Raw genomic sequence first — 25,983 nt, forward strand, 5'->3', positions numbered from 1 at the left:
ACCGAAGCCCGGTTGTAGGCGGAAGTTGACTTAGCTTAGGCTTACCTAAATGCTCGCGGTCCGCGCGGGATCCAACTGCTCCGTTCATCAACCCATGAGGAACATCCATGTCCCGGTTCACCCGCGTGCGTCGCCGGACGCTCGCCGCAACTGCCACCGCCGCAGCGTTCGTTCTCGTCCTCGGTGGTTGTTCGTCGAGCGACGACGGCAAGGAGACCTCCGGCGCATCCGGGAAGAACAACGGAGCGTTCCCCGTCTCGATCAAGAGCGCGCTCGGCACGGCCGAGATCAAGGAACAGCCCGAACGGATCGTCACCCTCGGCCAGGGCTCGGCCGAGACAGCCATCGCGCTCGGCCACACCCCGGTGGGCATGGAGAAGTACGAGTGGGGCAGCGACAAGACCGGCTATCTGCCCTGGATCCACGAGGCGGTGAAGAAGTCCGGCGACAAGCTGCCGACCCAGTTCACGGGTGGTGAGGACATCGACTTCGAGGCCATCACCGAGCTGGAGCCTGATGTCATCCTCGCGCCGTGGTCCGGGATCACGCAGAAGGACTACGACATCCTCAAGGACATCGCCCCCACCGTCGCCTATCCCGATCTGGCGTGGAGCACGGACTGGGACCAGCAGATCGACATCATCGGCAAGGCGCTGGGACAGACGGACGAGGCGAAGGGCCTCGTCTCGAAGATCGAGAAGCAGCTGTCCGACGCGGCGGCGACCCGGCCGAACTACAAGAACTACAAGTTCTCGTACATCTACAACACCGGTCCCGGCACCCTCGGCGTGTTCAAGCCCGAAGAGCAGCGCGTCAAGATGCTCTCCTCGCTCGGTCTCACCGTCGACCCGGTGGTGAACACCTTCAAGGAGACCAAGGGCACCGACTCGGCGCTCATCGGCCTGGAGAACGCCGAGAAGCTGAAGGACAGCGATCTGCTCTTCACCTTCTACATGGATGACAAGTCCCGCAAGGAGATCGAGGCTCAGCCGCTGTACGCGGCGATGCCCGCGGTCAAGAGCGGCGCCGTGGTGTACAGCAAGGACAACTCCTTCGTCACGGCCTCCTCGATCATCAACCCGCTCACCGTGCCGTGGGTGATCGACCGCTACCTGCCGCTGATCGACAAGGCCATCAAGGCCGCCGACAACGGCTGAGGCCGGGCCACCACCCACATGGCCACCACCACGCACGCACTGCCGGGCGGTGCCGGCACCTCACGGACCGGCACCGCCCGGCGGGTGTATTCCCTCGTCATCGCACTCGTCGTTCTCGTGCTCGCCGTGTTCGCGAGCGTCATGTTCGGCAGCCGGACCACCTCGTTCAGCGATGTGCTGCACGTCCTGTCCGGCACCGCCGATCCGAATGTCACCACCATCATCGAAAGCCGCTATCCGAGGACCGCGCTCGGTGTACTCGCCGGTCTCTGTCTTGCCGTCGCGGGCACACTCATGCAGGGAGTGACCCGCAATCCGCTGGCCGATCCCGGTCTCCTCGGGATCAACGCGGGCGCCTCGGCGAGCATCGTCGCCGCGACGGCCTTCCTGGGGGCGTCGGGCAGTACGGACACCATGTGGTGGGCGCTGCCCGGTGCGCTGATCGCCGGTCTGCTCGTCCATGCGATCGGATCGGCGGGTTCGGGCGGCGGACTGGTGCGGCTCGTGCTCGCCGGTGCGGTGCTCTCCGCCGTGCTGATGGCGTTCATCCAGGCGGTGACCCTGAGCCGGCCGCAGGTGTTCGACAGCTACCGGTACTGGGTCGTCGGCGCGCTCGGCGGCAGGGACTTCGACGTCTTCCTGTCGGTTCTGCCGTTCGCTGTGGTCGGACTGGTGATAGCCGCGGTGCTGGGGCCCGGCCTCAACACACTCGCACTCGGTGACTCGACCGCGGCGTCCCTCGGGGCGAATCCGGCCCTGGTCCGGGCGGGCGGGCTGCTCTCGGCCACGCTGCTGAGCGCCGCGGCGACTGCGGCGGTCGGCCCGATCGCCTTCGTCGGCCTGGCCGTTCCGCATGTGGTGCGGGCCCTGGTCGGTGTCGACTTCCGTGTGCAGATCCTTTTCTCGGCACTGGCCGGTCCCGCGCTGCTGCTCCTCGCGGATGTCGTGGGGCGGGTGGTCATGCGCCCGCAGGAACTGATGGTCGGTGTCGTGACAGCGTTCATCGGAGCGCCCGCACTGCTCATTGCCGTACGCAGGATGAGGGGCAACGCATGACGCCGCATCAGGCCGGATTCCGTACCGCCTCACCCAGGGGGTTCTTGACGATCGGCAGGACGGTGGCGTTGCCGTTCCGGCGAGTGTCCGTGCTGACGGCACTCGTGCTGTTCGTGCTGCTCGTGGTGGCCGCCGTCGCCACGCTGTCGCTCGGGCGGCTGGGCATTCCGCTCGCCGATCTCACCGGGGCGGTGACGGGCGGGGCCGATGGCAGACACGCGTTCGTCCTGGAACGCCTGCGCGGCCCGCGTCTGGTGGTCGCCATGGGCACCGGCGGAGCCCTCGGTCTTTCCGGGGCACTGTTCCAGTCAGTCACCCGCAATCCGCTCGGCAGCCCGGATGTGATCGGGCTGGCGTCCGGCGCGGGCGCCGGCGCCGCGATCACCGCGCTGATGTTCCCGGACACCGTGCCGGTGGCCCTCGGCGCACTGCTCGGTGCCGTCCTCGCCATGGTGCTGGTCCATGTGTCGACCGGCACCGGGTTCCGTAACCCCGCACGGCTCGTCGTCGCCGGGATCGGTGTCGCCGCGATCGGCACGGCGGTCACCCAGTACGTCGTCTACGCCATGGAGCGGGACCGGGCCGCCGTCCTCACCGCCTATGTCAACGGCAGCCTGTCGGCGCGGTCCTGGGACGACGCCACCACGATCTGGCTGGTGCTGCTGATCGTGGCCCCGCTCACCGCCCTGATCGCACGCCGGCTGGACATCGGGGAGATGGGCGACGACATCGCGGGCGCACTCGGAGCCGAGCCCCGCAGCACGAAGACGATCGCCATCGTGCTGGCGATCGTGCTCTCGGCGGGCGCCGTCAGTGTCGCCGGACCCATCGCGTTCATCTCGCTGACGGCTCCGCAGATCGCCAAGCGGATCACCCGGGTCTCCGGCCCGCACCTGTCGCTGTCGGCGCTGACCGGCGCACTACTGCTGGTGATCGCGGATCTCTGCGCCCAGCAACTGCCGCTGTTCGAGAACCTGCCCGTCGGTATCTACACGATGGCCATCGGGGGTGTGTACCTCGGCTGGCTGCTGGTACGGGAGTGGCGCCGGGGAGTGCTGTGAGGCTCTTCGGGGGCTGTCACTCGCCGCTGAAGTAGGCGTACGGCGCCCCACGGACACGCCCTCGCGGACGGCCCGTTCGTCGTCCTCTCCGGCTCGCCGGATCCGGGTCGCCCGATCGTGACGCGGCCGACGCCGCGTCCGGGGATGACCCGCATGCCCGGCATCCTGCCATCGTGACCGGACCCGGCCTCCCCCGACCCGCCCCACGGCCTCTCTTGAACGCGTTCAAGAGAGGCCGTGGAGTCAATGCCGAGCACACTTGAACGCGTTCAAGTCGGGGGGTGGTCATGTCAGTACTGGTCGGTCTGATCGTGATGCTGGGCATGCTGGTGGTGGTTCCGATGGGGCTGCGGCTGACCGGTGCGCCCGAACTGGACCGGGTGCGCCGTCTGTGGCCGCTCTTCGCCGTGCCAGGCGCCGTCGCACTCTGGCTGCCGCGCGGCGGGCCCGCCACCATACTGGCGGCCTGCTACGCGCTCGGTGCCGTACTCCTCGCCGTGCACGCCCCGCCACGGCTGCTCCGTAACCTCGAAGCGTCCAAAACCTCCGCCGTGGCGCCCGCCGAGATCGCCCTGCTCACCGCCCTGGTCACCCCTTCGATCGCCGCCATCGCGCTGGTCGCCGAACGCTCGGGGCACACACTCTTCGGCTTCGGGCTCGGCATCCTGGCACTGACCGTGCCGCACTTCCACTTCGCCGGATTCGCCGCCGCGCTGGTCTCGGGGCTCGTCTGCCGGATCGCCGACAGCGCCGCAGGAAGGTTCGCTGCGCTGAGCGTGCCGCTGGGCACCCTGCTCGTCCTGATCGGCTATTTCATCGGGGACTGGGCCGAACTGGCCGGGGCAGTCGTTCTGACAGCGGGCATGTGGACCGTCGCCCTGCTCACCTGGCGATCGATCCGAGGCGGCCAACGGGACCGGATCACCCGGCTGCTGCTCGCCACCTCGTCCGCCGTGCTCGTGGTCACCATGGTGCTCGCGCTGAGCTGGGCACTGGGGGAGGCCACCGGGCTCCCTCACCCCACGCTGACGTGGATGGCCGCCACCCACGGTCTCGGCAACGCACTCGGCTTCGCACTCTGCTCCGTGCTTGCCTGGCGCAGGCTCCGGAACCACACCGATCACGAAGGCAGGACCGCATGAGCACCTTCACGTACCCCGAAGTCGGAGCCACTCGCCTCGGCCCGCTCCCCGACGGCTACAACCACCTCCACCACCGGACCCGGGTCGGGCGCGGCCGGGCCGACTTCGAGGCAGCGGGCGCGGCGGTCACCGAATGGCGCATGCATCGCACCAGCGGAGCCGGGGTCCGCGCGTCGGCGGCCCGCGCCGAGGCCGGGGTCTGTGTTCGGGTGTCGCTGGGCATCGGCCCGTTCCGGTTCACCGCACCCTGCCGGGTCGTCTGGGCCGCGTACGAGAAGGACCGCATCGGATTCGCCTACGGGACGCTGGTCCGGCACCCCGAGTGCGGAGAGGAGTGCTTCATGGTGGAGCTCGCGGACGACGGGGCGGTGTGGTTCACCGTCATGGCGTTCAGCCGCCCGGCCGCCTGGCACACCAGGCTCGCGGGGCCCGTCGTACCGGTGATTCAGCATTGGTACGCCCGCCGGCTCGGCACCACGCTGCGCCGGATCATCACCGAAGGCCGGTGAGCACGCGTCTGAAGGGCCGAGCCGCCTCACCGGACCGATACTGGAAACGATGGAGTGGTTCACCGCAGACGGGTACTGGCTCAGCCGGCTGATCTTCCAGCGGGCTCTGGCCGGCATCTATCTGGTCGCGTTTCTCACCGCCGCGCTCCAGTTCCGGGCGCTGATCGGCGAACGTGGCATGCTGCCCGTACCGGATTTCCTGCGGCGTACGGACTGGCGCGACGCGCCCGGCCTCTTCCGGCTGCACTACTCCGACCGCTTCTTCGCCCTCGTCTGCTGGACCGGCTGCGCGCTCGCCGTCGCACTGATCGCGGGCGTGGACGCGTATGTTCCGCTCTGGGCGGCGATGGTTCTCTGGGCACTGCCGTGGGCGCTCTATCTGTCGATCGTCCAGGTCGGCCAGACCTGGTACGGCTTCGGCTGGGAGTCCCTGCTGCTGGAGACCGGCTTCCTCGCCGTCTTTCTCGGCAACGCGGACACGGCGCCGCCCGTGCTGGTGCTGTGGCTGCTGCGCTGGGTGCTGTTCCGGGTGGAGTTCGGCGCCGGGCTGATCAAGATCCGCGGCGACCAGTGCTGGCGCAACCTGACGTGTCTGTACTTCCACCACGAGACCCAGCCGATGCCGGGACCGCTGAGCTGGTTCTTCCACCGGCTCCCAAGGCCCGTCCACCGGGCCGAGGTGGCGGCCAACCATGTCACTCAGCTCCTGGTGCCGGTGCTCCTCTTCACTCCGCAGCCTGTGGCGAGTGCGGCCGCGGGGCTGATGATCGTCACCCAGCTGTGGCTGGTTGTCTCGGGGAACTTCGCCTGGCTGAACTGGGTGACGATCACTCTCGCCCTGTCCGCCGTCGACTGGTCCCTGTTCACCGAGCCGCCCGCGCAGTCCGCGCCGCCGCTCTGGTACGAGATCGTCGTCATCGCGGTCACCGCGCTGGTCGTGTTCCTCAGCTACCGCCCGGCGCGCAATCTGGTCTCCCGCCGACAGGTGATGAACCGCTCGTTCGACCCACTGCATCTGGTCAATACCTACGGCGCGTTCGGCAGCATCAGCCGGGTCCGGCTGGAGGTCGTGGTCGAGGGCACCGACGAGCAGGAGCTCCACGACGGAACGGTCTGGCGGGAGTACGGCTTCCGCGGCAAGCCGGGCGATCCGCGCCGGCTGCCCCGCCAGTTCGCCCCGTACCATCTGCGGCTCGACTGGCTGATGTGGTTCGCGGCGCTCTCCCCCGCGTACGCGGGCCCCTGGTTCGGCCAGTTCGTGGAGCGGCTGCTGGAGAACGACCGGGACACGCTGCGGCTGCTGCGTCACAACCCGTTCCCGCAGACCCCGCCCACGCATGTCCGCGCCAGGCTGTACCACTACCGGTACACGACCTGGCGCGAACTGCGGGCCACGGGACGCTGGTGGCACCGCACCTATGTGCGGGACTTCATGCCCCCCGTCTCGCTCGGTCCCGCCTGGCTCAGCCCGACCAGGCGATCTTGAACACCCAGGCATGCTTCCCGGTCCTGCGGGCCGCCGCCGGTACGTCGATCAGCAGCGAGCCGCCCGTGGTGCGCCAGCCGAGCGGCCGGTCGTGGCCGAGCAGGGTGACCCGGTCACCGCTGCGGATCGGCACGGGGGCCTCGACGGTGAGGCTCGCGCCCGGCTGCGCCAGGGAGTGGATGCAGACCGCCTTGTCCGGCCGTACGGTGAACCGCAGATCCTCGCCGAGCTGCGGCATCCGTGCCCAGTACGTGGTGTCGTAGACCGCCTCCCCGTTGGTCTTCAGCCACTCCGCGTCTCGCGCAGTCTGCGCTGCATGATGCCGGGGATCGTGCCGTCGGCCTTCGGCCCGATGTCGAGCAGGAACCCCCGCGTTGACGACGGTGGCCTCGGCACTCTGGGCGCCGGAGCCCAGCAGCGGGGTGGTGGAATGGGCGTCGCGCAACGTCAACGCCCGCCCCTGGGAGGCCGGTTGGAAGGAGAGCAAGTTCCGCCTCCACAGCGTCTTTCCGTCGGGCACCTTCGCGGCCAATGCCGGTGCGGCGCTACTCCTCGGCTTCCTCTCCGAGGCGGTGGCCGACGGGGACTTCGGGCCCCTGCTCCAGCTTCTGCTCGCCACCGGCTTCTGCGGCGCCCTGTCGACGTGGTCGACGTTCTCGTACGAGTTGCTGACCCTCACGTCGGCCCGCCGCCTGGGCATCGCGGCCGGCCTTCTGCTGCTCAGTGTCGGTGCGGGGGTCGGGCTCTCGTTCGCCGGGGCCGCTGTGGCGGACGCGGTCCGCTGACCGGCGGATGCCCCGGAGCGGCCGAGCTCCGGCCCACCCCTCGCGGGGTTCGGGCCGGAGCTCGGATGTGCAGGTATGAAGCGGTCAGTCGACGCTGGGCAGGATGTGCGGCTCGGCGAGGTCGTCCTCGTAGCCGGCCAGCCGGATCGGCGCGGACCTGGCCCAGACCTCGATGTTCCGGAGCTTCTCGGTCTTGCGGGTCCGTTCTCCGTGCCGTTCGGCCGGTCGCTTCTCGCGCTTCGCCAGTTCTGGTGTCGTCACCGCGCACTCCTTCGTGTCGCGTAACCCCGGGGCGTCGCCGACGCCCCGGCCTCATACCCGGGAGTCGACCACCCGCGAGGGGCAGGGGCAATTACAGTTCGGTCGCGGTGGCGCCGGGTACGGGGCGGGACGGCGACTTGGTTGACAAGCCTGTCCCAGGACGGTCGAGGAGGTTTCGTGGACTCCTCGATGACGTCCGTTCGCATCAGAGTAACCAAATGAGCGCGTTCACGCTCGATGGAAGGTGTGCACTGGCTCACTTTCGGCCATCAAGTACGGAAAAGACCCGGCCGGGAAGGAGTCCCGGGCCGGGTCCACTGCTCCGCACGAACACCGCGTGATCGGGTGACTACCAATTGGCGGGCGCGTAGTCCTTGAGGAAGCAGCCGTACAGTTCCTCGCCCTCCTCGCCGCGCACGATCGGGTCGTAGACGCGGGCGGCGCCGTCGACCAGGTCGAGCGGGGCGTGGAAGCCCTCTTCGGCAAGGCGGATCTTGTCGGGGTGCGGGCGCTCGTCGGTGATCCAGCCGGTGTCGACGGCGGTCATCAGGATGCCGTCCTTCTCGAACATCTCCTGGGCGCTGGTGCGGGTGAGCATGTTCAGCGCAGCCTTGGCCATGTTGGTGTGCGGGTGGCCCGCGCCCTTGTAGCCACGGCTGAACACGCCCTCCATCGCGGAGACGTTGACCACATAGGCGCGCTTGGCAGCGGTCGCCGCCATCGCCGGGCGGAGCCGGCTGATCAGGATGAAGGGCGCGGTGGAGTTGCAGAGCTGGACTTCCAGCAACTCGATCGGTTCGACCTCTTCGACGGTCTGGATCCAGCTGTTGGTGTCATGCAGGTCGGGTACGAGACCGCCCGCGTCGATCGCTGTTCCGGCGGCGATCCGCTCCAGGGAGGCGGACCCGGTGACCAGGGCGAGCTCGGTGACGTCCTGCGCGCTCAGGCCTTCCTTGCGGGCGACCGGGAGGGCCGCGACACGGTCGACGGTGCCGCTGCCGAAGGTGCCGATGACCTCGGCGGCGGGCAGCTCGCCCGCCGGGAGCGGGGCGGACTCGGCGTTGACCAGTTCGCTGTACGCGTTCGCGGAACGGCGCACGGTCTGCGCCGCGTTGTTGATCAGAATGTCCAGCGGGCCCTCGGCCGCGACCGAGTCGGCGAGCGCGACGACCTGGGCGGGGTCGCGCAGATCGATGCCGACGATCTTCAGCCGGTGGATCCATTCGTCGCTGTCCGGCATCGCCTTGAAGCGGCGGATCGCGTCGTTGGGGAAACGGGTGGTGATGGTGGTGTGCGCACCGTCGCGCAGCAGCCGCAGCGCGATGTACATACCGATCTTCGCGCGGCCGCCGGTGAGGAGCGCGCGCCGGCCGGTGAGGTCGGTCCGTGCGTCGCGGCGCGAGCGGTTCTCCTTGGCGCACTGCTGGCAGAGCTGGTGGTAGAACGCGTCCACCTCGACGTACCTGGTCTTGCAGATGTAGCAGGACCGGGGCCGCTGGAGGACGCCCGCGATCTCGGCACGGGCCGAGGACGACGGCAGGACCCCCTGGGTCTCGTCGTCGATGCGGTCGGCCGAGCCGGTCGCGGTGGCCTCGGTGACGGCCTTGTCGTGCGCGGTCTTGGCGGCGCGGCGCTCCTGACGACGGCGCTGCTTCACAGTCCGGTAGATCCCGGCCGTGGCGCGGCGCACGGCGATGGCGTCGGGGTGGTCGACCTCGATGTTGTCGAGTTCGTCGAGCACGCTCAGGCAGACGGCCAGCCGCTCCGGGTCGATACCGGAACCGAACTCCTCAGTACCGGGAGCGAGCTCCGGGCTGTCCTCTGTCACCGTCATTGCCGTTCCTCTGTCGCTTGTCACTCGTGGCGCCGACCGCCATACATGGTCCTGCCGGGCCGAACGCCCCGATCAAGTCTGCCATGCACCTGATGCTGCTCCGTTCGCGTGACTTCACAGGGGTTCCCCGCAGTTCGCGGGCGCGCGTGTGCATCGCTGCACCCCTCCGCCCCGACGGCTCCTCCACGGCTCGGTCACATATGCTTCCCTGCGAAACGGCCAGGGTTGAGCTGTGCCGTCCGTACAAGGGAGTGGAGAGTGGCCGAACTCCCCGCGGGCGGCTCTCCGGCGCAGCCTGTGCGCCCGGCCGCCATCCCCGTACAGAACGGACTTGTGCCGGTCGGCAACGGTTCGGTATGGGACGTCGATGCCGTGATCCTGCTGGTCGAGGACGACGCCGGTGATGCTCTCCTCGTCGAGGAGATGCTCACGGACAGCGAGCTGGACTCCGCGCTGGCCTGGTGCAGGACGCTCGCGGAGGCGCGCCGGTTCCTGGCCGGCTGCCGGACCCCGTGCTGTGTACTGCTCGATCTGCACCTGTCCGACGTGTACGGCCTGGACGCCGTCACCCAGATCGTCGAGTCGGCGCCCGATGCGGCCATTGTGGTGCTGACGGGCAGGGCCGAGGCCGATACGGGCCTGTCGGCCGTGGCGACCGGCGCCCAGGACTATCTCGTCAAGGGGCGACTCGATCCGGAGGCGCTGGGCCGCTCGGTCCGGTACGCCCTCCAGCGCAAGCAGGTCGAGCGGGCCGCCGCGGCGCTGCGCGCCAACCGGCTGATGGCGCAGGAGAACGCCCGCCTCGAACGCGGGCTGCTGCCCGTGCCTCTGCTGCGCGACGACTCCTTCGAAGCGGTGGCGCGATACGCACCGGGCCGGGCGCACGCCCTGCTGAGCGGCGACTTCTACGACGTGGTGCAGACGTCCGAGGGCACAGTGCACGCGGTGATCGGCGATGTGTCGGGGCACGGGGCGGCGGAGGCTGCGCTGGGTGTCTGTCTGCGGGTGGCCTGGCGCACTGCGGTGCTGTGCGCCACCGGCCAGCTCGAACAGGTCCGGCTGCTGGAGGAGATCCTGGTCGCCGAACGCTCCGACCCGCGTGTCTTCGCCACCGTCACCTCACTGTCCTTCGCGCCGGACCGCCGTCGGGTGCGGGTGGTGCGGGCCGGTCACCCCGGGCTGCTGCTGCGCAGCGGTGCCCGGGTGAGCTGGGTCGAGCCCGAGCCCGGGATGGCCCTGGGGCTGCTCCCGGGTGAGGGACGGTGGAGCGTCTCGGAACTGTCCCTGCCCGGGGACGGCCGGATCGTCCTCTTCACGGACGGCCTCTTCGAGGGGCGCACGGGGCCTGGTTCCCGGCTGGGCGAGGACGGACTGCTCGCCGTGGCCCGCAGGCACGGGGCGCTGGCGGCCCGCGCCTTTGTGGACACCCTGGTCGACGAGGCCGCCGGAGCCGCGTCCCCCTACGGTGGTCTCGCCGACGACGTCGCCGTGCTCCATCTGGGCTGGGGACGGGGGGATCCGCGATGAGCGGCCGGGACGCATCGCCGGCCCGCCGGCGCGGCCTCGCCTCACGCCTGTCGGTCCAGAACTGGGTCCATCTGATTCTCGCCGTCTTCGTACTGGTCGTCTGCGGCGGGCTGACCGTCGGTGGCCTGGTGCTGTCCCGGATGTCCGACCGCACCACCGAGCTGGTGGACCGCATCCAGCCTGCCCGCTCGTCGTCCTTCCAGTTGCAGAACGCCCTGCTGGACCAGGAGACCGGGGTCCGCGGATACGCGCTCACCGGTGACTCGACCTTCCTGCGGCCGTACGAGGCGGGGATGCGGGACGAGAAGCTGCGGCTGGCCGAGGTGCGTGCCCTCGTCGGGGACGAGCAGCCCTTCGCCCGCGATCTCGACCGGATCGCCGCTGCCGCGCGGGAGTGGCGCAGCCGGCACGCCGAGCCGCTGGTCGCCGCGGTCCGCCGGGACGGCCCGGCGTCCGAGTCCTCGGCCCCCATCCGGCGGAGCAACGGCGAATTCGACACTCTGCGGCGGCTGTACACGGCGCAGCAGGCGCATCTCGACGTGGCGCGTAACCGGGCCCGCGCCGATCTGAGCACGGCCCGCACCACCCGTGACCAGGTGCTCATCTCGCTGGTCGTGGGCTTTCTGCTCGCGGTTGTCTCGCTGAGTCTGCTGCTGAACCGGATGGTGGGCCGGCCGCTGCGCCGGCTGACCGCCGCCTCGGACACAGTCAGCTCGGGTGCGTTCCATAACCGGATCGAGGTCGACGGACCGTCTGATGTGCGGGCGGTGGCGGCGGCCGTGGAGGACATGCGCCGCCGCATCGTCGAGGAGCTTGCCGAATCCCAGGAGCGCGGGACGCTGCTGGCGGAACAGGCACAGGAGCTGCGCCGGTCCAATGCCGAACTGGAGCAGTTCGCCTATGTCGCCTCGCACGATCTGCAGGAACCGCTGCGCAAGGTCGCCTCGTTCTGCCGGCTTCTGGAGAAGCGGTACGCCGCGGAGCTCGACGACCGGGCGCGGCAGTACATCGACTACGCGGTCGACGGCGCCAAGCGGATGCAGGTGCTGATCAACGATCTGCTCACCTTCTCCCGTATGGGGCGGGTGCACGAAAAGTGGAAGGCGGTCGACCTCGACCGCTCCCTCGACCGTGCGCTGGCCAATCTCGCGCTGGTCGTCGAGGAGTCCGGTACCACGGTCGTACGGGAGGGCCCGCTGCCCGAACCGACCGGGGACGCGACGGCGCTCTCCATGGTCTGGCAGAACCTGATCGGCAACGCGGTGAAGTTCCGCCGTCCCGACGTACCGTGCCGGATCACGATCGGCTGTGTACGGGACGGCGACGACTGGCGCTTCTCCGTCGCGGACAACGGCATCGGTATCCCGCCGGAGTTCTCGCAGAAGGTGTTCGTCATCTTCCAGCGTCTGCACGGCAGGGATCAGTACGAGGGAACGGGCATCGGTCTGGCCCTGTGCCGGAAGATCGTGGAGTTCCACGGAGGCCGGATCTGGCTGGAGCCGGAGGCCGCCGAAGGCACCTGTATCCGCTTCACGCTGCCGGTCACTCCCGCCGTACCCGCGCGCACCGCTGCTGAGCCTCTCGTCGCGGAATCCCTCGTCGGGCGGCCCGGCCATGGCTGAGATCTGCCGGGTTTTCCCCGGAGTGGGACCGTTCGTCGCGGGTAGGCGAACGTCGAGTAGCTGTCATCGAACACCCCTGCGTCGCCCTGGCTGGAGCATATGAACGAACAGGTCACCCCGCGACCGGCCGGCCGCCCCGGCGGAGACCGGCTCACGGACGTTCTGCACAGCGCCGAGGTGTTCGACGGCGAGCCCGGCTGCATCGCGCAGGCCCGGGCACTGGCCGACCGCTTTCTGGTCCGGCTGGCCGCGGAGTGGCTCGCGGTGTTCGGCGAGCACACCCGCAGCGATCTCATGCTGGCCGTGAGCGAGCTGGTCACCAATGCGGACCGCTACAGCCAGGGCCCGTATCTGCTGGAGCTGGAGGGCACCGCGGAGCGCGTCAGCGTCACGGTGTACGACAGCAGCACGGCCTTGCCGCTGTTCTATTCACCCGACCCGACGCGCCCCGGCGGCCACGGAATGGAGATCGTGGTGGCGCTGTGCGACCGGCTGACCGCCGAGCGCGTGCCGGTGGGCAAGCGCATCCGGGCCGAGTTCGAGCTGAGCAGCTGAGCTGTGGGGCGGGCGGGACGCCGCCCGCCCCACGACCACGGTCAGCCGAGTGCGGGCGGGGCGTCCGCTGCCGAAGTGCTCCAGGCCGACGGCTCGCCGCCCACCGTGAAGGAGAGCGAACGGGTCGAGCGGATGTCGTCGGTGGTGCTCGCCTTCTCGTCGTCGTGGCTGAACTCCGCCACGTACTTTGCGTAGTCGGCCTGCGTGACGTCTCCGGTGGTGGGCAGGGTCGGCAGATCGCCCCCCAGGCCTCAGCCGACACCGGAGAGATGGATGGTGGAGAAGCCGCGTATGTGGTTCTCGCCGTAGTCGTAGCCGGTGTTGTGGCCGGTGTCCGGGGAGAACTGCACCATGCCGAACGGCACGGAGGCGCCGGGGTAGGTGTGCCCTCGTTCTGGGTGCCGATGAACGGGTTGACCAGGTCGGTCAGTTGTTCATCGGCGCGGGGCGCGGCCTGGGCCGTGGCCCCGGTGGCGAGGAAACCGCCGAGGAGCGCGACGGCGGCGAGTGCGGTCGCCGGGCCGCGAAGTCGCCGTGGGGTCCGGTGCATGGGGCGCTCCTCTTTGGATAACGTTGTCAGAGCGCGATCATTCTTGGGTCCCGGTGATTCGCGTCAAGGGTTCGGACGGAAACGCACGATCCGGCGGTCGTACGTGAGGAGCCCGTTCAACTCCCCCTCGACGTCCGAGAACTGGGTGTGGACGGCGCCGTTGCTGCCCTTGCAGGCAAGCTTGTGCACCTCGTCGGGCCGGGCCGGATAATCGTCGGTGTACGTGTCCGGGTCGACCGCGATGTGGGACTCATGGTGTCGGACTGCTGAACATCGGCACGCGACGGATTCGGGCGCCGTTTCGACCGCGACGACCCGGCAGAGAACCGGGCAGAGAGTACGCCCACCTCTCTGGACTCGGCGCGGAATTCCCTCCTCAGAGGCCGTGAGACCCAGGACGAGTCGGTGACGAACGCCGTCGCCGCCGAGTGGCGGGACAGGCTCCACACCCTCCTGCGCGCCGATCCATCGGCGCGCGCGGAACTCCGCTCGCTGCTCGACTCACTCGGTGAACCGCCCCGGAACCAGGCGTCACCCGCCGTGCGCAACGTGATCAGCGGTGGCGTCCAGCACGGGCCGGTCATCCAGACCGGCCGCATCGACGGAGCGGTGCTGTCCACGCCGCACAACGACTGAAACGTCCCCTCCGGGTCGTTCGGATCCACCATCGGACGACGACCTCAGGTGCGAGCCGACTGGCGCAACTTCCGCGTGCTCCGGGAACGATCCACGAAGATCGGGGCATCCTGTTGAGGTCCCCCTGGACGCAGACCTACACCCCACGCCTCATCCCCACCGGAACAAGGGGTGCATGCCGCATGCGGATGTCCAAGCCGGTCGCACCCACGGCGCCCACGAATCCGGGCCTCAAGCGGGAAATCGGGCTGATCGGTCTCATCTGGACCTCGGAGGGGTCCATCATCGGGTCCGGCTGGCTGTTCGGCGCCCTGTTCGCCGCGCAGGCAGCCGGCACGGCGGCGCTCATTTCCTGGGGAATCGGGGCACTCGCCATCATTGTGCTGGCGTTCGTCCACGCCGAACTGGGGGCCATGTACCCGGTGGCGGGCGGCACGGCCCGCTTCCCGCACTATGCCTTCGGCAGTGCCGCCGGCGCGTCCTTCGGATGGTTCTCGTGGCTGCAGGCCGTCACCGTGGCGCCGATCGAGGTCATGGCGTCGCTGAACTATCTCAGCGTCCACGCCCCCTGGTTGCAGACCGGCAAGAATCACCTGACACCCGCGGGGTACGGGCTGGCTGTCGCGTTCATGGCGTTCTTCGTCGTCGTCAACTTCCTCGGCATCAAATGGCTCGCCCACACCAACAGCGTGGCGACGTGGTGGAAAGTGGCCGTCCCCGTCTTCACCATCATCGTGCTGGCCGCCACCACCTTCCACAGCGGCAACTTCGGCTACCAGGGCTTCGCCCCCTTCGGTGCCAGGGGCGTGCTCTCCGCCATCAGCACCAGCGGCATCATCTTCGCGCTCCTCGGCTTCGAGCAGGCCGACCAACTCGCGGGAGAGAGCCGTAACCCGGCCAGGGACATCCCACGGGCGGTGATCGGCTCCATCCTCATCGGCGTCCTCATCTATGTGGCGCTTCAGGTCGTCTTCATCGCCGCCCTGCCGCACAGCGCCTTCGCCCACGGCTGGGCCAATCTCTCCTTCAGCGGAAAGGCGGGCCCGTTCGCCGGGCTCGCCACCTCCGTCGGACTCGGCTGGCTCGCCACGCTGTTGTACATCGACGCGGTCGTGTCACCGTCCGGTACGGGCCTGATCTATACCACCGCCACCTCTCGGGTCTCCTACGGCCTGTCCCGCAACGGCTACGTCCCCGCGGTCTTCGAGCGCACCACCAAGCACGGCGTCCCGTGGTTCAGCCTGCTCTTCGCGTTCGTGGTCGGCCTCATCGTGTTCCTGCCGTTCCCCACGTGGCAGAAGCTGGTCGGCTTCGTCACGTCCGCGAGTGTGCTGATGTACGCGGGGGCGCCGCTCGCCTTCGGATGCCTGCGCAAACAGGACCCGGACCGGCCTCGCCCGTACCGGCTGCCCGGCGGGATGTTCTGGGCGCCCGTGGCGTTCATCGTCTCGAACCTGATCATCTACTGGGCGGGCTGGGACACCCTGTGGCGGCTCGGCGTGGCCATCGTGCTCGGCTATCTACTGCTGGGCGGCTCCGCGCTGCTCAAGCTCAACCCAAAGGTTCCGCACATGGACTGGCGGTCCGCGCAGTGGCTGCCGGTGTACCTCGTGGGCATGGGGCTGATCTCCTGGCAGGGCGGCTTCTGCAGCACCGGCCCGGCGTCGTCAGCGTCCTGCGGTGCGACCGATGCCGTGCCGCTGTGGTGGGACGTCGCGCTCATCGCCGCGTTCAGCCTGGTGATCTACTTCTGGGCCCAGGCCGTGCGGCTCCCCGACGAGGAGACCCAGGAGTACATCGGCTCCGTCGAGGTGGTGCCGGGCGGGTGACCCGGCCTCCCGCCCGGCTCCGGCTCGTCCGGGTGTCAGACGTTCTCGAAGACGCAGTCGCCGCACAGACCGCCGCCCGGGCAGCGGTAGTACAGGCAGCAACTGCGGCGGCGGAACGCCGGGTCGTGCGGGGCGCCGGTGTTCCGGAGGTCCGGGTGGTCGAAGAGTTCGGCGGCCAGGGCGCGGGCCCGGCCTGACACGTCGGGGCGGCGGTGGGTGCGGGCCCAGGTGACCAGTTCGCGCAGGGCTCCCGCCAGCGCCGACCCCACGTTGCCCCACAGCAGCCCGTTCGACAGGGGGCCGTCGCGGTGGATCGCCTCGGCGAGGGGCACGAGATGGGCGTACTGCACGGCTTCCCGAATCCGGGCGGCGGTAGCGGGCAGCGATTCGGCGGTGCTCAGCCACAGGTCGTCGGGGGCGGTGTGCCGTGGGTCCCAGTGCAGGACATCGGGCGAGAGATCGGGGAAACGGCCGGTCAGGGCCGCCGGGCCGAGTGCGATCGACCAGAGGCGGGAGGCCAGCCCCAGGTGTGCGACGGAGGCGGCGACTCTGCGCTCAGGGGTACGGAGCCGGGTGGCGACCGTGTCGATACGGGCCGTGAGCGGTGCGGACTCCCCCGCGTACAACAGTGCCAGCGGGCGGTGCGCCCCGTCGGACGGTGAAGCGGTACGCAGTGTGAAGAATCCGCCCACAGAGACCGCTGCCGACTCGTCCATCGCACTGCTCCTTCTCGGCTCCCCGGCCGCCACTGGTGACATCGCGGGCACCCGGAGTACCGCGACCCGCCGTTCACCGTAACCCCTCGGGATGATCGCTCCGGGGCCCTCCGCAGGGAGGACTACCGTCGGGAGGAGGACACTGGGAGTAGTCACGTACTACCAAGGCAGTACGCAGGATTGCCGCCTCAAGGACGACGACGCAGCGGCTTTGAGGGGACATCGTGGTGTACATGAGTTCCCTTGCGCTGTCCGTGCTTCTGTCACTGGTCTCCGCGGTCGCCTACGCGGCCGGGGCGATCGTCCAGGAGCGCGTGGCCACGGCTGGAGACGGCCGTTCGCTCGCACCCTTGCGCAACCGTGTCTGGTGGGCCGCCGTGACAATGAACGGCGTGGGCGCGGTGCTGCATGTCGTGGCGCTGGCCTACGGTCCGCTCAGTCTCGTCCAGCCGCTCGGTGCGCTGACCATCGTCTTCGCCCTGCCGATGGCGGCACTCTTCGTACGCCGCCGGGCGGGTGCCATCGCATGGCGCGGCGCGATCATGGCGACCGTCGGTCTGGCGGGCCTGCTCGCGCTCACCGGGAACGCCGAGTCGCACACCCTGAGCGGCCCGGATCAGCTGACGCTCGCCGGCGTGACGCTCGGTGCGGTCGCAGCGCTCTTCCTGATCTCCAAGGGCTTGCACCGGCCGGTGGTACGGAGTGTGATCCTGGCCGGGGCCGCGGGCATCGCTTTCGGTATCGCCTCGGTGTTCACGAAGACCGTGGCCGTGCAGTGGACCTCCGGTGCGGCAGCGGCCGGAATGCCGGCGCTGCTGGCGATAGGCACGTTCGCGGCCGCCGGGCTGCTGCTCTCCCAGGCAGCGTACCGGGGCGCCGGGCTGACCGCGCCGCTGGCCACGGTGACCGTGGTGAACCCGGTGATAGCCGCGGCTGTCGGCATCACCATGTTCGATGAGCAGTTCCGGCACGGTACGGCGGGCACGATGCTCGCGCTGGCCTGCGGGGTGGTCGCCGCGGGCGGGCTGATACTTCTCACGACGGAGCGGCTGGGCGCGGAGCACCGCGCCGGGCAGCCGGCCGCGAGCGAGTACCGGGACGCTCTGGGAGACGGGGCGGACGCGGAGCCCGGCGCCGGAGGTGTTGTGGAACCGGCGGTGGATCTGGCCCACCCGGCTGAGACACAGACGGTTGTCGTTCTTCTCGAGCCCGCACCGTCGACGCCGGCCGCGGCCGTCGAGACCGTCGCGGAAACGTTCTCGGCAGCCCCTGTGATGCCTCTGATGACGCCACTGGAGCGTCGCCTCGGGCAGGTGGAGTTCGGGCCCGGGCGGTCGTCGCACACCGGCACCGCAGCACGGCGGGGCGGCGTGTCCGCGGAGCCTGCCGCGCCGGCTGACACAGCCGCGCCCCAGGGGGTCGTTCAGACGCTGACGCCGCCCGCCCTCAGGTAGGCCAGCGGGTCGACGTCCGAGCCGTAACCGGGGCCGGTACGGATCTCGAAGTGCAGGTGCGGACCGGTGACGTTCCCGGTGGAACCCGAGCGCGCAATCCGCTGGCCTGCGGAGACATGCCGGCCCTCACGCACATGAAGCGCGGACAGATGCCCGTACTGACTGTACTTGCCGTCGCTGTGCCGGATGACGATCTGGTATCCGTACGCCCCCGCCCAACCCGCCGAGACGACCGTGCCGGAGCCGACCGCCTTCACCGAAGTGCCGGTCGGGACGGGGAAGTCGACACCGGTGTGATAGCCACTGGCCCAGGAGCCGGCCCGGTGGTAAGGGGTACCGATACCTGCCGCAACCGGCGCGACGAGAGTGTCGGAGTGCTTCTCCGCCCGCCGCGGCTCGTGACTCTCGGCCTTCTTCGGATGCTGCTTCGGCTCGGTGGTCCGGTGCTGCGGCTTCGCGGCCTGGTGTTGCGACGTGGCCGGTTGCCGCTTCGGCTCGGTGGTCCGATGCTGCGGCTTCGCGGCCTGGTGTTGCGACGTGGCCGGTTGCCGCTTCGGCTCGGTGGTCCGGTGCTGCGGCTTCGCCTTCTGGCGCGGTGCGGTCTTCGGCTGCGCGGCCGGCGTCGAACCCGTCTTGGAACCCGCCTTCGGTGCCCGGGCCACATCGAGGCTCAGGCGCTGTCCGGGAAAGATGAGATCCGGTTCGTCCCCCACGATCGTGCGGTTCGCCGCGTACAGGTGCTGCCAGCCGCCACGGACATGCTTACTCGCCGCGATCGCGGAGAGCGAGTCACCACGGGCCACGGTGTACGACTCGCGCTTGCCGGGCACAGTGGTCGGCTTGGCGGGCGTGGTCGTCCGCTTCGTCTCCGGCTTCCCGGCGGCAGCCTTCCCGGGCGCCTGTAGGTGGCCGGTCCGCTCCGACTGCGGGTTGATGCCGGGGGCTTCCCCGCCACTGGTCAGCCCCGCCCGTGTCGAGCAGCCCGGCCAGGCGCCGGGTCCCTGCCCTTCGAGCACCTTCTCGGCGATGGCTATCTGCTGGTCCTTGGTGGCCAGGTCGGCGCGCGGGGCGTAGACCGTACCGCCGTAGGCCGCCCACGTCGACCGGGTGAACTGAAGGCCACCGAAGTAGCCGTTGCCACTGTTGATGTGCCAGTTGCCGGTGGACTCACAGGCGGCTACCTTCTCCCAGACATCCGTCGAGGCGGCGCCTGCCGAGGCGGCTGCGATGAGCGGGAGCGCGATGCCCGCACCGCCGACGGTGACCGTGAGCGAGGCACGGTTGAGCCGGCTGGGCTGATATCTGCGGTGCCGTCCGTTTGCGGCCATGACTTGGCTCCCCCACTGGCTGTAGGACACGTCGCAAGCGCCCAACTTATGGGCAGACAAAGGCCGATGACAAGGGAGCGACAGCGGCTCACCCGTCACGGACGGCCCAGGGGACACCGCCGCCCGAGGTTCGTGGCCGGTGCACTCGTCAGCCCTCGTACCGTGCTGTCCGGTACGAGGATTGAGGACTGCACCGGCCATCCGGCCTTCTCCGGGGGAGAGTTACCCAGCGTGTGGCGTCACGGTTGAAGACCGGTCGCACCCACAGACAGCCGACCAGGCTCATCCCGACGCACCAGGTGAGCGCGATGATCCCGCTGTTGCCGACCTCGGTGCCCATCAGCAGGCCGCGCAGCGTCTCGATGACCGGTGTGAAGGGCTGGTACTCGGCGAACCAGCGCAGCCCGGTGGGCATGGACTCCGGTGGAACGATGGCGCTGCCGAGGCAGGGGAGGAACGTCAGCGGCATGGAGACGTTGCTGGCGGTCTCGGTGTTCTTGGCCACCAGCCCGGTCGCGGCGGCCAGCCAGGTGAGCACCAGTGTGAGCAGGGCGAGGACGCCGGCGTGAGGTCCATGGCGCCACTTTGGCCCCATGACGGCTCAGGTAGTTGCTCCGGGGTGCGGAACGGGACCTGGAACGAGCCCGTCAACACCCCTGACCTGCCCGTTTCAGTCGAGCAGCGCCTCCCGCAACCGCGCGGCGAACGCATCGGGATCCTCGGTGGAACCGGTGTGTCCACCGAGGAACTCCACGAGCCTGCCACCGGCCCTGTCCACCAGCCGGGCACCCGGAATCGCCGCGAGCAGGGTGCCGGAGCGACGCCTAGACCCTCTAGGTCTTTCCCTAATACAAATAGGCAGGTCCATACGGCCCATGCTGAACAGGCCGTCCCCGCGCCCCGTATCCATACTGAAGATCCCGGCACCCCCCACACAGATTGCAGAGCACACAGATGAGCGGCACTGCGCAGATCGGCGTCACAGGACTCGCGGTCATGGGCCGCAATCTCGCACGTAACTTCGCCCGCAATGGCTTCACGGTCGCCCTGCACAACCGCACGACCGCGAAGACGGACGCCCTGGTCAAGGAGTTCGGCGACGAGGGTTCCTTCGTTGCCGCACATACGCCGGAGGAGTTCGTCGCGGCGTTGGAACGTCCGCGCCGGCTGGTCATCATGGTGAAGGCGGGCGATCCGACGGACGCTGTGATCCAGGAGTTCGCCCCGCTCCTCGAAGAGGGCGACGTCATCATCGACGGCGGCAACGCACACTTCGAGGACACCCGCCGCCGCGAGAAGGAGCAGCGCGAGCGCGGCATTCACTTCGTGGGCGTCGGCATCTCGGGCGGCGAGGAGGGCGCGCTGAACGGGCCGAGCATCATGCCGGGCGGCTCGACCCAGTCGTACGAATCGCTGGGGCCGCTGCTGGAGAAGATCGCCGCCAAGGCGAAGGACGGTGCCCCGTGCACCACCCACATCGGTCCCGACGGTGCCGGGCACTTCGTGAAAATGGTCCACAACGGCATCGAGTACGCGGACATGCAGCTGATCGCGGAGGCGTACGACCTGCTGCGTGCGGTGGCGGGCTACTCCCCCGCAAAGATCGCCGAGACATTCCGCAGCTGGAACACCGGCCGCCTGGACTCGTATCTCATCGAGATCACGGCGGAGGTCCTCGCCCACACCGACGCGGCCACCGGAAAGCCCTTCGTCGACATCGTGCAGGACCGGGCGGAGCAGAAGGGCACGGGCCGCTGGACGGTGCAGATCGCGCTGGATCTGGGGGTGCCCGTCTCCGGTATCGCGGAGGCCGTATTCGCCCGCTCGCTGTCCGGCCATGCGGATCTGCGCGAGGCGGCGCAGGGCCTGGCGGGCCCATCGCCCAAGGCGCTCGACGAGACAGCGGCCGCAGCCTTCGCCGACCGGGTGGAGCAGGCGCTGTACGCGTCCAAGATCGTCTCGTACACGCAGGGGTTCCACCAGATCCGGGCGGGCAGCGAGGCCTACGACTGGGACATCGACCTCGGCACGGTGGCAGCGATCTGGCGGGCCGGGTGCATCATCAGGGCCGCGTTCCTGGACCGGATCCGGGCAGCCTACGACACCCGCCCCGACCTGCTGAGCCTGCTCTCGGACGCGCAGTTCGCCGAGGAGATCGGTGCGGCGCAGGACGACTGGCGCACGGTGGTCGCCGAGGCGGTACGGCAGGGGGTGCCGACGCCGGGGTTCGCAGCCGCGCTCGCGTACTACGACGGACTGCGCGCGGACCGGCTGCCCGCGGCGCTCACCCAGGGACAGCGCGACTTCTTCGGCGCGCACACATACCGGCGCACGGACCGCGAGGGCTCCTTCCACACGCTCTGGGGCGGCGACCGGTCGGAGGTCGGGGCAGGCTGATACGCGACGTCGGTGGGCGCTCCACGCCCTCGGTGAATGCGGAGGGAGTTGCAGGAGACCGGGCTGACGCATGTGCCCCCGGACCCGGACACCGCTGATGGACCGCCGCGGAACCGGCCGCGCCGACGGACCTGCTGCTGCCGGCCGGGCTGACCGAGCTGACCGCGACGCTCCCGGCGGACACCCTGTTGGACCGGCCGGTCATGGTGGACGGCTGTACCCGTGCCCCGGACGCGTCGACATCCGACCCGGCGGGTGATGGCGCCCCTCGTCAGGCCGGCTTCTTCAGCAGTTCCGCCGCGGGCGGTATGGACAGGGACGGGTACTGGCCGGTGATCAGGCCGCGGTCGACGACCACGTGCGGGCCCCTGCGGGGCCTTGGCCGCGGGCACGCGGGTGAACTCGCGTCCCGGATCGTCGGTCGGTCGCCCCGCGTGACGGCCGCAGGCGCGCCCGGGGAACAGGACCATTCGCGCAGTCGCCCGGTCAGGTGACCCGGGGTGCGGCGCTGTCGTACGTATGCGTAAGTAGCAGCGGGCCCACTTGTCGCCCCCGCACCCGCGAGCCCGCTGCCGTTCCGTACCGCTGACGCCCCATGGAGCCCCCGTATGCCCGACGCCACACCGGAACCTGTCGCGGCACAGCCCGTCGTCGCCCCGCTGACCAGCGCCGCCCTGATCCTGGTCGCCACGATCGAGCCCGGTGGTGAGCCCGTCGTACGCGAGGTGCTGCCCGATCTCGCGGCGATCGCCCGCTCCATCGGATTCCGGTTCCCGGGCACCGGCCTGGTCTCCGTGACCGGCTTCGGTTCCAACGCCTGGGACCGGCTGTTCGCGGGGCCGCGCCCTGCGGGGCTCCACCCGTTCCAGGAGCTGCACGGTGCCCGACACCATGCTCCCGCCACTCCGGGGGACCTGCTGCTCCACATCCGGGCCGAGCGGATGGACGTGTGTTACGAGTGGGCGGCCCAGTTCCTGGACCGGCTCGGCGGCGCGGTGAAGGTCGTCGACGAGACACAGGGGTTCCGCTACTTCGACCACCGGGATCTGCTCGGCTTCGTGGACGGCACCGAGAACCCGGTGGGGGCGGGTGCACGGTCGGCGGCCCTGGTCGGCGCCGAGGATCCGGAGTTCGCGGGTGGCAGTTATGTCATCGTGCAGAAGTATCTGCACGACCTCGCGTCCTGGAACACGCTGGGCACCGAGGCGCAGGAGCGGGTCATCGGCCGTACGAAGTTCGCCGACATCGAGCTCTCCGACGACGTCAAGCCCGCCGACTCGCATGTCGCCCTCAATACGATCACCGACCCGGACGGTACGGAACGCGAGATCCTGCGGGCCAACATGCCGTTCGGCAGCTTCGAACAGGGCGAGTTCGGCACGTACTTCATCGGATACGCCGCCGACCCGGGCGTGACCGAGCAGATGCTCCGCAATATGTTCCTCGGCAATCCGACCGGCACGTACGACCGCATCCTCGACTTCTCGACGGCGGTCACCGGCACGCTCTTCTACGTCCCCAGCGCCGACTTCTTCGACGCCCCGCCGCCGTCGCCCGCAGTGACCGCGACCGAGACCCTGCCGGAGCCGGCGTCCGCGCCGGCGGTGGCGCAGGCCCCAGCCCCGGTCCGTTCGGACGACGGTTCGCTGCACATCGGCAGCCTGCAAGAAAGCGCCCAGTGATGAACAACCTCCACCGCGAACTCGCCCCTGTCACGGAAGCCGCCTGGGACCAGATCGAAGAAGAGGCCCGGCGCACCTTCAGCCGCCATGTGGCGGGCCGCCGTGTCGTCGACGTGACCGGCCCGGACGGCCCCGAACTGGCGGCCATCGGCGACGGTCATCTGCGCGACATCGATCCCCCCACGCCGGACGTGATCGCCCGGGCCCGCACCTCGGTGCCCGTCATCGACTGGCGGGTGCCGTTCACGGTGACCCGGACGGCCGTGGACGACGTCGAGCGCGGTTCCGACGACAGCGACTGGCAGCCCGTCAAGGACGCGGCCCGCACCTGTGCGTTCGCCGAGGACATGGCGATCATCGACGGGTACGCGTCGGCCGGCATCACCGGACTCCGGGACGGCTCCTCGCACTCACCGCTGCCGCTGCCGGCCGACGCCCGCGACTACCCGGCCACCGTCAGCCAGGCACTCACCCGACTGCGGCTGGCCGGTGTCGACGGGCCGTACCGGCTGCTGCTCGGTGCCGACGCCTTCACCGAGGCGACCGAGACCTCCGACCACGGATATCCGGTGGCCACCCATCTGGCCCGGCTGCTCGACGACCAGATCCTCTGGGCGCCCGCCGTCGCGGGTGGTGTACTTCTGTCCACCCGTGGCGGCGACTTCGAACTGTGCCTGGGCCAGGATCTGTCGATCGGCTATCAGGACCACGACGCGACCAGCATCCGGCTCTACCTCCATCAGTCGTTCACCTTCCGGATGCTGACGCCCGAGGCCGTCGTCCCGATCATCGCCTGAGGAACTGCTACCGGTGCCCGGTCGGCCTGACGCTCCAGGTGAGGGTGTCGGTGGCCAGGGCACGGACGGCGGGGTCGCGGATCGCGTCCGTACGGTCCACGGCCTCGGCGGTCACCTTGTGGCTGCGACCGTCCGCGTGGACTCCGAGCGAGGCCGGGGTGACGGAGCTACGTCCCCGGGCGGCGACCTTCTCGACGCCGTCGACGTACCAGCGCAGATCGGTCCTGGCGAGGCCGGTGGCGGCAAGGGGGCGCCCGTGCGTGTGAGGCTTGACGCCGACGGTGGTGAGGTCTGCCAGGGTCACCGCGATACGGCGGCCGGGTCCGACGGTGTCGTCCGTGTCGACGGTGCTGCTCAGTGCGTTGCCCCCGCGGTAGAACCCGGCGATCATCGCCTCGCGTCCCGGCAGGTTGAACGCGGTGTTGCTCAGCTCGCGCATGATCGATGAGGCGGTCGGGCGGTAGATGCCGAACGGGTAGTAGGCGCTGCCCTCGTACGTGCCGACGGTGCCGCCCGCCGGGTCGCTCTGCCCCAGCCAGCGATACCACTTGGCCTGTTTCTCGGTGAGTTGCCCGGGCGTGTAGGTGGTGGAGTTGATTCCGCCCGGCTCGCCTCCGGTCCAGGTGCCGTACGCCTCGTAGGTGTACTCGTCGTCGAGCAGGCCCACCGAGTGCCCGATCTCATGCGCGGCGATCAGGCTGGATGAGGCGTGGTCGGAGGAGAGCGTGGAGACTCCGTTGAAGGGGTAACCCTCGGCCTGGAGTCCGGAGTAGCCCGCGCCGCCGTACTTGGTGGAGTTGGCGATGACGACCACGAGGTCCGCGGCCGGGGCCTTGGCGGCGTAGGCGGCCACCTTGTCGATATCGGCGCAGATCAGCCGCTCGGTGTCCGAGCACCAGAAGTAGCTGCCGAGTGCGGTGTCCTTGACGGTGTCCGCTCCGGGGTCTCCGCTGACGCCGGACTCGTTGGAGACGGCGTCGACGGTCCAGACATTGAACAGACCCTGGTAGCTCTTGTACGGCTCCAGGGCGGTGATGTCGGCCCACTTGGCGGTGGCGTCCGCGTGGAAGTCGTCCTGCTGGCCGGCCGTGTAGCCATCGCCGATGATCACGACGTCCAGGCGGTCGTCGGTGGGACCGGTCACGGCCTGCTTGCCCACCGTGCCGTCGAGCGCGGCCTCGGCGGCGCCCAGCGGGGCGGCGGCGCCTCTGCCCCTCTGCGTGGGGGAAGCGACGGGGACCTCCACGGTCCTGCCCGGGCCGCCGGGGTCGGGGAAGTACTCGGCCTCGACGCGCCGACCGCCATCGGTGCCCGTGGGGGTGGCTGACGCGGGGGTGGTGACGGCGGTCGCCGCCAGAAGGCCGGCGAGAGCAAGTCCCGACATCGATACTGCTGTTCGGCGCGTGTGGGGGCGTATGCGCATGGACGACTCCTGTGGTTTCCGGGGCACTTCCGGGACACGACCAGCATGTAACTCACTGGTTAAGTGGATTTAATGCGATGCTTAACCTAGAAGGGTACGGGGCTCCGAACAAGGCCCAGGAGTCGCGTGGTTGAGGCTCGTAACCGGGCATTTACGATATATGGGCCGCATTTCGA

General features: G+C 69.6%; 23 protein-coding genes and 1 pseudogene. 16 read left to right on the top strand and 8 right to left on the bottom strand.

Translation table 11 applies throughout. The features are described 5' to 3' along the window. Positions 1-107 precede the first annotated feature (107 nt). The 6 genes from ACZ7IB_RS27665 (at position 108) to ACZ7IB_RS27690 (ending at position 6,411) form a co-directional block, all read left to right on the top strand. Positions 108-1,157 carry an iron-siderophore ABC transporter substrate-binding protein gene (locus ACZ7IB_RS27665; RefSeq protein WP_470916518.1) on the top strand — a complete coding sequence of 350 codons (1,050 nt, stop codon included), beginning with the start codon at positions 108-110 and terminating at the stop codon, positions 1,155-1,157. 18 nt (positions 1,158-1,175) lie between these two features. Continuing rightward, positions 1,176-2,213, top strand: coding sequence for a FecCD family ABC transporter permease (locus ACZ7IB_RS27670; protein ID WP_470916519.1), 1,038 nt, complete (start codon positions 1,176-1,178; stop codon positions 2,211-2,213). Next, positions 2,210-3,274 carry a FecCD family ABC transporter permease gene (locus ACZ7IB_RS27675; RefSeq protein WP_470916520.1) on the top strand — a complete coding sequence of 355 codons (1,065 nt, stop codon included), beginning with the start codon at positions 2,210-2,212 and terminating at the stop codon, positions 3,272-3,274. The genes ACZ7IB_RS27670 and ACZ7IB_RS27675 overlap by 4 nt, the downstream gene beginning before the upstream one ends. 287 nt (positions 3,275-3,561) lie before the next feature. Next, positions 3,562-4,416: a YndJ family protein gene (locus ACZ7IB_RS27680; protein WP_470916521.1), complete on the top strand. Its 855-nt coding sequence runs from the start codon at positions 3,562-3,564 to the stop codon at positions 4,414-4,416. Beyond that, entirely contained in the window at positions 4,413-4,925 is a 513-nt protein-coding gene (locus ACZ7IB_RS27685) for a DUF1990 family protein (RefSeq protein ID WP_470916522.1), read from the top strand. Before ACZ7IB_RS27680 ends, ACZ7IB_RS27685 begins: the two co-directional genes overlap by 4 nt. Before the next feature lie 49 nt (positions 4,926-4,974). Further along, positions 4,975-6,411 carry a lipase maturation factor family protein gene (locus tag ACZ7IB_RS27690; RefSeq protein ID WP_470916523.1) on the top strand — a complete coding sequence of 479 codons (1,437 nt, stop codon included), beginning with the start codon at positions 4,975-4,977 and terminating at the stop codon, positions 6,409-6,411. On the opposite strand, the gene ACZ7IB_RS27695 is transcribed toward ACZ7IB_RS27690, so the two are convergent. Beyond that, positions 6,389-6,862: an alpha-L-fucosidase C-terminal domain-containing protein gene (locus ACZ7IB_RS27695; RefSeq protein ID WP_470916524.1), complete on the bottom strand. Its 474-nt coding sequence runs from the start codon at positions 6,860-6,862 to the stop codon at positions 6,389-6,391. The two genes, ACZ7IB_RS27690 and ACZ7IB_RS27695, sit on opposite strands and share 23 nt — an antisense overlap. Here ACZ7IB_RS27695 and ACZ7IB_RS27700 point away from each other — a divergent pair. Then, positions 6,837-7,196 carry a fluoride efflux transporter FluC gene (locus ACZ7IB_RS27700; RefSeq protein ID WP_470916525.1) on the top strand — a complete coding sequence of 120 codons (360 nt, stop codon included), beginning with the start codon at positions 6,837-6,839 and terminating at the stop codon, positions 7,194-7,196. The genes ACZ7IB_RS27695 and ACZ7IB_RS27700 overlap by 26 nt on opposite strands. An 84-nt stretch (positions 7,197-7,280) precedes the next feature. Here ACZ7IB_RS27700 and ACZ7IB_RS27705 read toward each other — a convergent pair whose 3' ends face one another. Both ACZ7IB_RS27705 and ACZ7IB_RS27710 read right to left on the bottom strand, forming a co-directional pair. Continuing rightward, a complete protein-coding gene (locus tag ACZ7IB_RS27705; RefSeq protein WP_189279976.1) occupies positions 7,281-7,457 on the bottom strand; it encodes a hypothetical protein in 177 nt (58 codons plus the stop codon). A gap of 349 nt (positions 7,458-7,806) precedes the next feature. Beyond that, positions 7,807-9,291: an SDR family NAD(P)-dependent oxidoreductase gene (locus tag ACZ7IB_RS27710; protein ID WP_470916526.1), complete on the bottom strand. Its 1,485-nt coding sequence runs from the start codon at positions 9,289-9,291 to the stop codon at positions 7,807-7,809. 258 nt (positions 9,292-9,549) lie between these two features. Here ACZ7IB_RS27710 and ACZ7IB_RS27715 point away from each other — a divergent pair, with 258 nt between their 5' ends. The 3 genes from ACZ7IB_RS27715 (at position 9,550) to ACZ7IB_RS27725 (ending at position 12,995) form a co-directional block, all read left to right on the top strand. Beyond that, complete coding sequence (locus tag ACZ7IB_RS27715) at positions 9,550-10,818, top strand: PP2C family protein-serine/threonine phosphatase (RefSeq protein ID WP_470916527.1); 1,269 nt, start codon at positions 9,550-9,552, stop codon at positions 10,816-10,818. After that, on the top strand, positions 10,815-12,440 hold the full coding sequence (locus tag ACZ7IB_RS27720) for a sensor histidine kinase (protein ID WP_470916528.1): 1,626 nt from the start codon (positions 10,815-10,817) through the stop codon (positions 12,438-12,440). Before ACZ7IB_RS27715 ends, ACZ7IB_RS27720 begins: the two co-directional genes overlap by 4 nt. Before the next feature lie 99 nt (positions 12,441-12,539). Next, positions 12,540-12,995: an ATP-binding protein gene (locus ACZ7IB_RS27725; RefSeq protein WP_470916529.1), complete on the top strand. Its 456-nt coding sequence runs from the start codon at positions 12,540-12,542 to the stop codon at positions 12,993-12,995. A gap of 146 nt (positions 12,996-13,141) precedes the next feature. Here ACZ7IB_RS27725 and ACZ7IB_RS27730 read toward each other — a convergent pair. After that, positions 13,142-13,545, bottom strand: a pseudogene (locus ACZ7IB_RS27730) (glycoside hydrolase family 92 protein); the annotation flags it as partial. Between the two features lie 405 nt (positions 13,546-13,950). On the opposite strand from ACZ7IB_RS27730, the gene ACZ7IB_RS27735 reads away from it, so the two are divergent. Further along, the gene (locus ACZ7IB_RS27735; protein WP_470916530.1) at positions 13,951-14,181 is read left to right on the top strand and encodes a hypothetical protein; all 231 of its coding nucleotides are present in this window, start codon (positions 13,951-13,953) and stop codon (positions 14,179-14,181) included. A gap of 182 nt (positions 14,182-14,363) precedes the next feature. Further along, positions 14,364-16,010, top strand: a complete 1,647-nt coding sequence (locus ACZ7IB_RS27740; RefSeq protein WP_470916531.1) for an APC family permease — start codon at positions 14,364-14,366, stop codon at positions 16,008-16,010. Positions 16,011-16,045: 35 nt separating this feature from the next. Here ACZ7IB_RS27740 and ACZ7IB_RS27745 read toward each other — a convergent pair whose 3' ends face one another. Beyond that, positions 16,046-16,726, bottom strand: coding sequence for a (2Fe-2S)-binding protein (locus tag ACZ7IB_RS27745; protein ID WP_470916532.1), 681 nt, complete (start codon positions 16,724-16,726; stop codon positions 16,046-16,048). 224 nt (positions 16,727-16,950) lie between these two features. Between ACZ7IB_RS27745 and ACZ7IB_RS27750 the strand changes: the two genes are divergently transcribed. Beyond that, a complete protein-coding gene (locus ACZ7IB_RS27750) occupies positions 16,951-18,180 on the top strand; it encodes a DMT family transporter (RefSeq protein ID WP_470916533.1) in 1,230 nt (409 codons plus the stop codon). Here the strand turns inward: ACZ7IB_RS27750 and ACZ7IB_RS27755 are convergent. Further along, a complete protein-coding gene (locus tag ACZ7IB_RS27755) occupies positions 18,150-19,508 on the bottom strand; it encodes a transglycosylase family protein (RefSeq protein ID WP_470916534.1) in 1,359 nt (452 codons plus the stop codon). The two genes, ACZ7IB_RS27750 and ACZ7IB_RS27755, sit on opposite strands and share 31 nt — an antisense overlap. Before the next feature lie 148 nt (positions 19,509-19,656). After that, positions 19,657-20,103 (bottom strand): ABC transporter permease, encoded by a 447-nt coding sequence (locus tag ACZ7IB_RS27760; protein ID WP_470916535.1) that lies wholly within the window; start codon positions 20,101-20,103, stop codon positions 19,657-19,659. A 359-nt stretch (positions 20,104-20,462) separates the two neighbouring features. Between ACZ7IB_RS27760 and gndA the strand changes: the two genes are divergently transcribed. The 3 genes from gndA (at position 20,463) to ACZ7IB_RS27775 (ending at position 24,384) form a co-directional block, all read left to right on the top strand. Continuing rightward, positions 20,463-21,905: an NADP-dependent phosphogluconate dehydrogenase gene (gndA, locus tag ACZ7IB_RS27765; protein ID WP_470916536.1), complete on the top strand. Its 1,443-nt coding sequence runs from the start codon at positions 20,463-20,465 to the stop codon at positions 21,903-21,905. 608 nt (positions 21,906-22,513) lie between these two features. Next, entirely contained in the window at positions 22,514-23,587 is a 1,074-nt protein-coding gene (locus ACZ7IB_RS27770) for a Dyp-type peroxidase (RefSeq protein WP_470916537.1), read from the top strand. Next, positions 23,587-24,384: a family 1 encapsulin nanocompartment shell protein gene (locus ACZ7IB_RS27775; protein ID WP_470916538.1), complete on the top strand. Its 798-nt coding sequence runs from the start codon at positions 23,587-23,589 to the stop codon at positions 24,382-24,384. The genes ACZ7IB_RS27770 and ACZ7IB_RS27775 overlap by 1 nt, the downstream gene beginning before the upstream one ends. Positions 24,385-24,391: 7 nt before the next feature. Here ACZ7IB_RS27775 and ACZ7IB_RS27780 read toward each other — a convergent pair whose 3' ends face one another. Further along, entirely contained in the window at positions 24,392-25,768 is a 1,377-nt protein-coding gene (locus tag ACZ7IB_RS27780) for a M64 family metallopeptidase (RefSeq protein WP_470916539.1), read from the bottom strand. Positions 25,769-25,983 lie beyond the last annotated feature (215 nt).

The sequence above is a fragment of the Streptomyces sp. NPDC037301 genome (genome assembly GCF_055602785.1).